Genomic DNA, 9,322 nt, shown 5'->3' with positions numbered 1-9,322 from the left:
GTCCGTCCGGAGCATCTCGATGTGCTGACCTCGGGCGAGGGGGCGGAGGCCTGGCCGTTCAGGGTCAGCCACAAGGAAAATCTCGGCTCCGATTATTTCCTGCACGGTCATGTCAATGGTGGCGGGCAGCGGGTGATTGCCCGCGCCTCGCCGGAACTGGCGGCACAGGTGTCTCTTGGGCAGGACATCCATGTCCGGCCGCGACCCGGCAAGGCGATGGCCTTCGGCGCGGATAATCGCCGCCTGCGGTTCGCGGAGGCCTGAGATGGCAGTCGACGTCGCAACGAGTAGCAGCAGCATTACGGCCACGGCCAGTCCGGCCCGCCGCCGGTCCCTCGCTCCCGCCAGTCTTGCCGGGTACGTTTTCGTCGCCCCGGCGATCCTTTTGATGCTGATCATTCTGGTCGCCCCGGTGCTGATCGCGGCGATGCTCTCCTTTACCGATTACAGCCTCGGTAATGCGGGCTTCGAGTGGGTCGGGATCGAGAATTACGCGAAGATGTTCTCCCGCTCGACCTATACGAAGATGCTGACAGCCTCGGCGACATATGTGCTGGTCGTGGTTCCGCTCTCTATCGGTCTCGGGCTTGGCGCGGCGCTGTTGATCAACTCGCTGAAGCATTTCGGCGATTTCTACAAGACGGTCTATTTCCTGCCTGTAATGGCGGCCCTGCTGGCCATGGCCATTGTCTGGGAATTCTCGCTGCACCCGACCGTCGGTATCGTCAACCAGACCCTCGAATCCGGCTGCGGGACCTTCCTTGAGCGGATGTCGGACTGGTATGCGGCCGGGTGCGAGCGCAGCTTCCCGCTCTGGTTCGGGGATCGCGACTATGCCATCTGGACCGTCTGCTTCATCGGTGTTTGGCAGGGGTTCGGCTTCAACATGGTGCTGTATCTGGCTGGTCTGACCGGCGTGCCGCGCGAGCTGTATCAGGCAGCGGCCATAGACGGCGCCGACAGTGCCTGGGACCGCTTCCGTCTGGTCACCTGGCCGATGCTCGGGCCGACCACCGTCTTCGTCCTGACCATCACCACGATCCGCTCCTTCCAGGTGTTCGACACGGTGGAAGCGATCACCCAGGGCGGCCCGTCCAAATCCACCTACATGATGATGTATGCGATCTACGAAAAGGCGATCAAACACAACCTGATCGGCATCGGTGCCGCGATCACCGTCGTCTTCCTCGCCTTCGTCCTCATTCTCACCTTCCTGCAACGCTGGCTCGTCGAAAAAAGGGTGCATTACTCATGACCGGACATGGCACGCCTTTCTCCGAGGCGCTGAAACATGCCGTGCTGATCGTCGGCGCGCTGATCGTCATCCTGCCGTTCTATGTGATGGTCAGCTATTCGCTGAAGTCACCGGGGGAGATCGAGACCAACACGGGCGGCTTCTTCGGCGCCCAGGAGCAGATGGTCGACGAGGTCTGCGTCAAGCTCGGCAACCCGCGCGAGGAATGTCTCGCGACCCCGGCGGTCTACAATTACAGCCAGGCTTTCAAGAAGGCTCCGCTGCTGCGCTACCTGCTGAACGGGGTGATCGTCACCGGTTCGATCTTTCTGATCCAGGCGCTGGTGGCGCTGCCCTGCGCGTATGCGTTGGCCAAGCTCAAGTTTTGGGGGCGGGACACGGTCTTTGCCATGGTGCTGGTCTGCCTGCTGATCCCGGTCCATGCCATCGCCCTGCCGCTTTACATCATGCTGGCCAAGCTCGGGCTGACCAACAGCTACGCGTCCCTTGTCGTGCCCTGGACCATTTCGGTCTTCGGGATCTTCCTGATGCGGCAATTCTTCAAAACCGTGCCGGATGACCTGATCGATGCCGCCCGAATGGACGGCATGAACGAGTTCTCGATTGTCTGGAAGGTGATGCTGCCGACGGCGATCCCGGCTCTGCTGGCTTTCGCGATCTTCTCCGTGGTGGCGCACTGGAACGACTATTTCTGGCCTCGCGTGGTGATCACCGGGGACCGCAGCCTCTATACGCCGCCGCTTGGTCTGCGCGAGTTCAAGGGCGATGCGGACGGCTCCATGTGGGGGCCGATGATGGCAACCGCGACGATCATCGTCGCGCCGCTGATCGTCGCGTTCCTGATGGCCCAGAAGCGCTTTATCGAAGGCATCACGCTGACCGGCATGAAGTGACGCGCCGGGATGGCGTGACGGGAAAAGAGATTGGCGGCCCCCACGGCAATGGAGGCCGCCGCAATCCCCCGGAAACGGGGACGCAGTGCGGGCGGCCGCAAGCATCTGGAACGCCACGGCCGCGCGCAGCAACAGTAAGGAGTTACGGTATGAAACGTCTGATTGCAATGGCCGCCGCCGCGGCCTTCTACGCCGCCCCGGCCAGCGCGGTGGAGATCGAAGTCGGCTATCCCTACAGCCTGAGCTTCGATGTCACCTTCGAGAAGATCATGGAGACGTTCCGCAAGGAGCATCCGGAAATCGAGGTAAATTTCCGCGCCACCTACGAGAATTACGAGGACGGCACCAACACCATCCTGCGCGAGGCTGTTTCCGGCAATCTTCCGGACGTCACCATGCAGGGCCTGAACCGTCAGGCGGTTCTGGTCGAGAAAGGCATCGCCAAGTCGCTGCAGCCCTTCATCGACAAGGAAGCCAATTTCGAGACTGATGGCTACCATCAGGCGATGCTGACACTGTCGACCTTCAATAACGAGGTCTATGGCCTGCCCTTCGCGGTCTCCCTGCCGGTCGGCTACTACAACATGGACCTGATGAAGAAGGCCGGGATCGAGACCCTGCCGAAGACCTGGGACGAAGTTGTCGCGCTCTGCAGCACACTGCGCGAAAACGGCTCGAAAATTCCGCTCTTCTGGGGCTGGAACATCACCGGTAACTGGTTCATGCAGTCACTGATGTGGGACCAGGGCGAGCCGATCATCAAGGACGGCAAGGTCAATTTCGACGGCGAAGCCGGTCTGACCAGCCTCGAGACCATGAAGAAGATCTTCCGTGGCTGCGAGATGCCGAATCTGAACTACAAGGAAGCGCTGACCGCCTTCTCCGCCGGCGATGTCGCCATGCTGTACTGGTCGACTTCCGCTGTCGGTTCCGTGGAGCGCTCCAAGGGTGACTTCGTGCTGCAGACAGCCGAATTCCCGGGCATCAACGGCAAGCCGCAGGGCCTGCCCGCCGGCGGCAATGCCGCGCTGCTGGTCTCCACCTCGGAGGATCCGGAGCGGCTGCATGCTGCCTGGACTTTCCTGAAATACATCACCTCCGGCATCGGTGCCGCCGCCGTGGCCGAGACCACCGGTTACATGCCGCCGAACAAGGCCGCCAACGAGGTTATCCTGAAGGATTTCTACAAGAACAATCCGAACAAGGAGACCGCCGTGCGTCAGCTCCCCCTGCTGCGCGACTGGCTCGCCTATCCGGGCGACAAGGGCCTCGCCGTCACCCAGGTGCTCTATGACGGGATCGAGAGCATCGTCACCGGCGAGGAAGACGACATGAAGGCCCTGCAGAGCGATCTGGTGGCCGAAGTCGGCGATATGCTGCCGAAGTAAAACCTTCATCGATCCGGCAGGGTATTACCCTGCCGGATCGGCTTATGAGATGTTACCTGCGTTCAACATCACAAATGTCGCCGGTATGCGTCCGGCGGAAAGAAAACGGTGTCATGAGCTTCATCCAGATCACAGACCTTCACTTCGTGCCCGGTGACAAGCCGCTCTACGGAACCAGCCCGAAACAGCGCCTTGCCGACGGCGTTTCCCTGATCCGCCGCGATCATGGCGATGTCGATTGCGTGCTCGCCACCGGCGATCTCGCGCATTACGGCGAGAAGGCAGCCTACGAGACCCTGAAAGAGGTGCTGGCACCGCTGGAAATGCCGGTGCATCTGATGATGGGCAACCATGACAGCCGGGCGCCGTTCCGCGAGGTTTTCCCGGATGCGCCGGAAATCGACGGTGGTTTCATCCAGTTCACGATCGATACCGGCGATGCCAACGTGGTCTGCCTCGACAGCCTGGTCGATATTCCGGGCGATCATGCCGGCCGCCTGTGCGAGACCCGTCTGGCCTGGTTGGACAAGGAGCTGGACGCACTGCCGTCGGACGTGCCCTTCGTCCTTGCCGTCCATCACCCGCCCTTCGATCTCGGCATCCCGCACATGGACGCAATCCGCCTGCTGGACGGTGATGCGTTGTGGGAAGTGCTGCAGAAGCGCAAGCCGGACCAGATGATTTTCGGCCATGTGCACCGGCCGATCTCGGGCCATTGGCGCGGTATCCCGTTCTATCTCCAGCGCGGCTTCAACCATCAGGTCTATCTGGATTTCACCAGCGTCGAGGATGTCCGCTTCGTGGACGAAGCGCCGGAATTCTCGATCATCAAATCGACGCCGGAGAGCGTCTTTGTCTTTGCCCGCTCCGCCGGTGGCGAAGGCGAGCCATACATCCCGGGCGACGATTAATCACGAACTGCTGACCGTCATCGCTGGCGTTGCCGGTGATGACGGTGCCGCCTCAGCCCTGCAGGGCTTCCCACATCTGCCGGTCGCGTTCGGCGGTCCAGATCCGCGGCGTGTCCATGCCGAGTGCCTCGTCATAGGCGCGGGTCACGTTGAACGGCAGGCAATGCTCGTAGATCGGCACGTCGCTGAATTTCGGATCGCACGCGGCGCGGACGGCATCCCAGGCTTCCTTCAGTGACCCGCCCCGGGCGGCAACGGCAGCGGCCGGGCGGTAGGTGTTCAGCAGGAAATCGCGGGTGAAGTCGAGCGCGGCATCGACCATTTCCGTGCCGACCAGTGCGTCGCCCCGGCCCGGCGCGATGGCGGTTGGATCGTAGCTCTTGATGGCGTCGAGCGTGTTGCTCCAGTCGCTGAAATGACCGTCGCCGCAATAGCAGGCGGCCTTGTATTCGACGATATCGCCGGTCAGCATGACCCGTTCGTCCGGAACCCAGGCGACAATATCGCCGGCGGTGTGGGCGCGGCCGAGATGCATCAGGTCGACCCGGCGCTTGCCGAGATAGACTGTCATCTTGTCGGTGAAGGTCATGGTCGGCCAGGTCAGGCCGGGGATCGATTCATGGCCCTGGAACAGGCGCGGGAAGCGGCCGAACTCGCTGTCCCAGTCTTCCTGGCCGCGCTCCGCCACCATGGCACGGCATTTTTCGGAAGCGAGGATCTGCTCCGCCCCATAGGCCGACGCACCGAGCACGCGGACGGCGTGATAGTGGGAGAGCACGACATACTTGATCGGCTTATCCGTCACACTGCGGATCTTCTCCACCACCTTGTGGGCGAGGCGCGGGGTGGCCTGGGCATCGACGATCATCACGCTGTCGTCGCCGATGACGACGCCGGTGTTCGGATCGCCCTCCGCGGTGAAGGCCCAGATGTCGCGGCCGATCTCGCTGAAGGTGATCTTCTTTTCCGCCATGTCGCCGGCTGACGCGAATTGCTTGGCCATTTGGCCTTCCTCCCGTTTGTTTTTTTTTAGTCTTGTTTGAGTGCGGGCAGCACCGTGCCCGTGCAGTCTCCAAATCCGATCCTGTAGCCGTCGCCCGCCGCATGGCCGCGCAGGGTGACCCGGTCACCATCCTTCAGAAAGCTGCGCGTCGCGCCGTCCGGCAGGGTGATGGGTGTCTTGCCGCCCCAGCTCATCTCAAGCAGAGAGCCGTAGCTGTCCGGCGTGTCGCCAGAGATCGTGCCGGAGCCGAGCAGGTCGCCGGCCCGCATCGGGCAGCCGCTGCTTGTGTGATGGGCGAGCTGCTGGGCGGCGGAGTAATACATCGTGCTGTAGTTGGTTCGGGACAGCACCGTTTCCTCGCCGGATCCGGCAGGTGTCAGGCCGACCTCAAGCGCAATGTCGTAGAGCATCGGGCCGGGTTCCGCGAGATAGGGCAGCAGCGGCTTTTCCCGCTCCGGTGTTGATGTCCGAAACGGCTCCAGCGCTGCCCGTGTCACCACCCAGGGCGAGATCGTCGTGCAGAAGGCTTTGCCTTGAAACGGGCCGAGCGGCTGGTATTCCCACGCTTGGATGTCCCGCGCCGACCAGTCGTTCAGCAGGACATAGCCGAAGATCATCCGGTCCGCCTCGGCCACCGTCACCGGTTTGCCCATCGGGTTTCCGGTGCCGACCACGGCGCCCATTTCCAGTTCGATATCGAGCCGGCGGCTCGGCCCGAATGCTGGTGCGTCCGCATCGGGTGCCTTCAGTTGACCGTTGGGGCGGTGGAAATCGGTGCCGCTGACAACAACCGAAGAGGCCCGGCCGTTATAGCCGATGGGGATATGCAGCCAGTTCGGCGGCAGGGCGTTTTCCGGCCCCCGGAACATGGTGCCGACATTGAAGGCATGCTGCTTGCCCGCGTAGAAATCGGTGTATTCGCTGACCTTGAACGGCAGGTGCAGGGTGACATCCGAGAGCGGGATGAGAAAGGCATCCGCATTCTGCCTCAGGATTGTGTTACCGCCGTCGCGGAGCAGGTCCATCAGCCGGGCGCGCACTTTCGCCCAGATCTCCGGGCCCCGTTCCATGAAGGCATTCAGCGCCGGCTCCGGGAAGACCGGTCCGCCGCCGGTGGAAACCAGCCCGTCCCGCTCCAGTGCCGCGAGGTCCAGCACCTGATCCCCGATGGCAACACCACAACGCGGTTGCTCCCCGGTCCGGGAGAAAACCCCATAGGGCAGGTTCTGAAGAGGGAAGTCGCAATCCGGCGCGTTGGCGCTGGTGAGCCAGCTTGTCATGTCACTTGATACCCGGCGTTCCGTCGAATTTCTTTTCCAGTCCCGTCCAGCAGGCCGCGTAATCGTCCTGAAGTGGCGCTTCGCTGGCAGCGTATTCCGTCAGGTGTTGCGGGAACCGGGTTTCGAACATGAAAGCCATGGTCTCCGTCAGCTTGTGCGGCTTCAGGTCCACATTGGAGGCACCCTCGAAGGCCTGACTGTCCGGTCCGTGCGGCAGCATGCAATTGTGCAGGCTCATGCCGCCGGGTGCGAAGCCTTCCTGCTTGGCGTCATAGGCGCCGTAAATATTGCCCATGAATTCGGACATGATGTTCCGGTGATACCAGGGCGGCCGGAAGCTGTGTTCGGCGACCAGCCAGCGTTCGGGGAAGATGACGAAGTCTATATTGGCCGTGCCCGGCGTCTCCGACGGGGCCGTCAGCACGGTGAAGATCGACGGGTCCGGATGATCGAACAGGATGGCGCCGACCGGCGAGAAGGTGGTCAGATCGTATTTGAAGGGCGCGTAATTGCCGTGCCAGGCCACGACGTCCAGCGGCGAATGGCCGATCTCAGTCACGTTGAACGTACCGCACCATTTGACGATCAGCCGGCAGGGCGTTTCCTTCTCCTCATAGGCCGCGACGGGTGTCTTGAAGTCACGCGGATTGGCGAGGCAGTTGGCGCCGATCGGGCCGCGCCCCGGCAGGGTGAACTTGGCGCCGTAATTCTCGCAGATATAGCCGCGCGCTTCTTTGTCCAGCAGCGTCACCTTGAAGATCATGCCGCGCGGGATGATGGCGATCTCGCGCGGGCCGAGCGCCATGCGGCCGAGTTCCGTGAAGACCTCGATCCGGCCGAGCTGGGGGACGACCAGCAGCTCCGCATCGGCGTTCATCAGATAGTCATCCACCATGTCCGCATTGCAGGCATAGACATGGGTCGCCATGCCGGCCTGGGTATTCACATCGCCGGCGGTGGTCATGGTGTGGATGCCATGCAGAAAATCGGTCGGCGCTTCCGGCAGGGGCACCGGGTTCCAGCGGTACTGGCCGAGGGCGAGGCCGTGTTCCGGCTGGTGCGGTGCGGTTTTCCAGGCATCGACGGCGATACGCGCGAAGCGGCCGGTATGCTTCACCGAGGGGCGCATGCGGTAGAGCCAGCTGCGCTCATTCTCGCCGCGCGGGGCGGTGAAAGGGCTGCCCGAGAGCTGTTCAGCATAGAGGCCGTAATTGCATTTCTGCGGGCTGTTCTGGCCTTGCGGCAGGGCCCCCGGCAGTGCTTCGGTCTCGAAATCGTTGCCGAAGCCGGGCATATAGCCGGTATTGGCTCCGGTCACCGGATTGCCATGCATGGCTGCTGGTTCTGAAACCTTGTTCATCTCGATCCTCCCGGCGGCAGGGTCTGGCGAGGCGCGTTTTCTGATTGGTTTTAGGGGCCTGTCTGCCGTAGGATTATCATGATCGTTACAAGTGAAATGATTGTCAATTGTCGATGGAAGATCACAAGGACCTGCTCGATCTGGACAGCTTCCTGCCCTACAGGCTGGCGGTCATCGCCGCCAGGGTCAGCAAATCCATGTCGGTGCTCTATGCGGAGAAATTCGGCATCTCGATCGCCGAATGGCGGGTGATCGCGCATCTCGCCCGGTCGGAACGGGTCTCAGTCCGGGACATTCATGCCCGGGTCAATCTGGACAAGGTGAAGGTCAGCCGGGCGGTCAGCCGTCTGGAAGAGGCCGGGCTAGTCCTGAAAGCCAGTAACGCGGCCGATAACCGGCTGCTGGATATCACCCTGTCGGACGAGGGCTGGTCCGTCTACCGGCAGATCGTGCCGCTGGCGAGCGGCTTCGAGGCGGATCTGCTCTCGGTTCTCGATGAGGCGGAACGCGCTGCTCTTGAGCGGATCTTCGAGAAGCTGCACAGCCGTCTGGATGACAATCCGGATATGCCGCGCCGCGCGCTTCCGGCGCCCTGACGGGCGCAAGCGTCAGAAGGCGGGAGCTTCCGTGCCGGGCGGCCTCGGGCGCCATTCGCCGGGGATCTGCCCGACAAGGAGCCGCGCGATCTCGTCCTGCCCGTTTTTCAGCGGCAGAATGAGACGTGTCCAGCTCGTGGTTTCCGACGCGTTCTTCGGATAGTGAATTGTCAGGAGAGGTTCTCGCCGCTGCATGGCGGCCTGATAGGCGCCGAGGAAGAAGCTGACGATATATTCCCTGTCGCCGAACTGACGGACTGTCGTGCCGGTGACATCTCTGCCGAAACGTTCGGAAATCATCGTGCCGTAAAGCCGGTAGCGGAAATCGAAGCCGCCATCGATGACGTCCAGCAGCATGATATAGCCGAGGATGAACCGCATGTCCGTGGGATCAATGGACGCAATGGGAGCCGCATCCTGGCCGTCTGCTTTTTCGCGCCAGTAAGACAAAAGGCGCTGCAGACGCTTGTCTTCAAGCTGATCGTGTTCCGGGCTCCAGGCGACAACCGGATTACGCGCGCCGAATTTAAGAAAGTACTGATCGATTACATTCAGGTCGTTCCCGACCAGAGCACCTTTCAAATTCGCGGCAGATTGAAATTCGCCTGTCAATGATCCGCTCTCATAATCAGCCGG

Annotated in this window: 10 protein-coding genes; 6 read left to right on the top strand and 4 right to left on the bottom strand. The window is 62.1% G+C overall.

Translation table 11 applies throughout. From position 1 onward, the window contains the following. The 5 genes from AAC126_RS20380 to AAC126_RS20360 form a co-directional block, all read left to right on the top strand. Positions 1-264, top strand: a 264-nt coding sequence (locus AAC126_RS20380) for a TOBE domain-containing protein (RefSeq protein ID WP_339856987.1), incomplete at its 5' end; no start/stop codon positions are given. A gap of 1 nt (position 265) precedes the next feature. Further along, entirely contained in the window at positions 266-1,255 is a 990-nt protein-coding gene (locus AAC126_RS20375; protein WP_339856985.1) for a sugar ABC transporter permease, read from the top strand. Beyond that, positions 1,252-2,148 carry a carbohydrate ABC transporter permease gene (locus tag AAC126_RS20370; RefSeq protein WP_339856982.1) on the top strand — a complete coding sequence of 299 codons (897 nt, stop codon included), beginning with the start codon at positions 1,252-1,254 and terminating at the stop codon, positions 2,146-2,148. The genes AAC126_RS20375 and AAC126_RS20370 overlap by 4 nt, the downstream gene beginning before the upstream one ends. A 149-nt stretch (positions 2,149-2,297) precedes the next feature. Beyond that, positions 2,298-3,536 (top strand): ABC transporter substrate-binding protein, encoded by a 1,239-nt coding sequence (locus AAC126_RS20365; RefSeq protein ID WP_339856979.1) that lies wholly within the window; start codon positions 2,298-2,300, stop codon positions 3,534-3,536. 113 nt (positions 3,537-3,649) lie between these two features. Beyond that, the gene (locus AAC126_RS20360; RefSeq protein WP_339856976.1) at positions 3,650-4,447 is read left to right on the top strand and encodes a phosphodiesterase; all 798 of its coding nucleotides are present in this window, start codon (positions 3,650-3,652) and stop codon (positions 4,445-4,447) included. Positions 4,448-4,499: 52 nt separating this feature from the next. Here AAC126_RS20360 and AAC126_RS20355 read toward each other — a convergent pair whose 3' ends face one another. Genes AAC126_RS20355 through hmgA form a run of 3 tightly spaced genes read right to left on the bottom strand, consistent with a single transcriptional unit; the run spans position 4,500 to position 8,090 of the window. Next, a complete protein-coding gene (locus AAC126_RS20355; RefSeq protein WP_339856973.1) occupies positions 4,500-5,450 on the bottom strand; it encodes an MBL fold metallo-hydrolase in 951 nt (316 codons plus the stop codon). 26 nt (positions 5,451-5,476) lie between these two features. Next, the gene (gene fahA / locus AAC126_RS20350; protein ID WP_339856970.1) at positions 5,477-6,730 is read right to left on the bottom strand and encodes a fumarylacetoacetase; all 1,254 of its coding nucleotides are present in this window, start codon (positions 6,728-6,730) and stop codon (positions 5,477-5,479) included. A gap of 1 nt (position 6,731) precedes the next feature. Then, positions 6,732-8,090, bottom strand: coding sequence for a homogentisate 1,2-dioxygenase (hmgA, locus tag AAC126_RS20345; protein WP_339856967.1), 1,359 nt, complete (start codon positions 8,088-8,090; stop codon positions 6,732-6,734). A gap of 113 nt (positions 8,091-8,203) precedes the next feature. Between hmgA and AAC126_RS20340 the strand changes: the two genes are divergently transcribed. After that, positions 8,204-8,686 (top strand): MarR family transcriptional regulator, encoded by a 483-nt coding sequence (locus tag AAC126_RS20340; RefSeq protein WP_339856965.1) that lies wholly within the window; start codon positions 8,204-8,206, stop codon positions 8,684-8,686. 12 nt (positions 8,687-8,698) lie between these two features. On the opposite strand, the gene AAC126_RS20335 is transcribed toward AAC126_RS20340, so the two are convergent. Beyond that, a partial coding sequence (locus tag AAC126_RS20335; RefSeq protein ID WP_339856963.1) for a PAS domain-containing protein occupies positions 8,699-9,322 on the bottom strand: 624 nt, incomplete at its 5' end.

The organism is uncultured Nisaea sp. (assembly GCF_963974195.1).
Classification (GTDB): Bacteria; Pseudomonadota; Alphaproteobacteria; order Thalassobaculales; family Thalassobaculaceae; genus Nisaea.
Note: the sequence above shows the minus strand (reverse complement) of the source record. Positions and strands in the feature narration are given on the sequence as shown.

Excerpts from the sequence above, each read along its gene's own strand:
- AAC126_RS20355 (WP_339856973.1), bottom strand. The coding sequence starts at position 5,450 with ATGGCCAAGCAATTCGCGTCAGCCGGCGACATGGCGGAAAAGAAGATC.
- AAC126_RS20365 (WP_339856979.1), top strand. The coding sequence starts at position 2,298 with ATGAAACGTCTGATTGCAATGGCCGCCGCCGCGGCCTTCTACGCCGCC.
- AAC126_RS20340 (WP_339856965.1), top strand. The coding sequence starts at position 8,204 with ATGGAAGATCACAAGGACCTGCTCGATCTGGACAGCTTCCTGCCCTAC.
- AAC126_RS20370 (WP_339856982.1), top strand. The coding sequence starts at position 1,252 with ATGACCGGACATGGCACGCCTTTCTCCGAGGCGCTGAAACATGCCGTG.
- AAC126_RS20375 (WP_339856985.1), top strand. The coding sequence starts at position 266 with ATGGCAGTCGACGTCGCAACGAGTAGCAGCAGCATTACGGCCACGGCC.
- hmgA (WP_339856967.1), bottom strand. The coding sequence starts at position 8,090 with ATGAACAAGGTTTCAGAACCAGCAGCCATGCATGGCAATCCGGTGACC.
- fahA (WP_339856970.1), bottom strand. The coding sequence starts at position 6,730 with ATGACAAGCTGGCTCACCAGCGCCAACGCGCCGGATTGCGACTTCCCT.
- AAC126_RS20360 (WP_339856976.1), top strand. The coding sequence starts at position 3,650 with ATGAGCTTCATCCAGATCACAGACCTTCACTTCGTGCCCGGTGACAAG.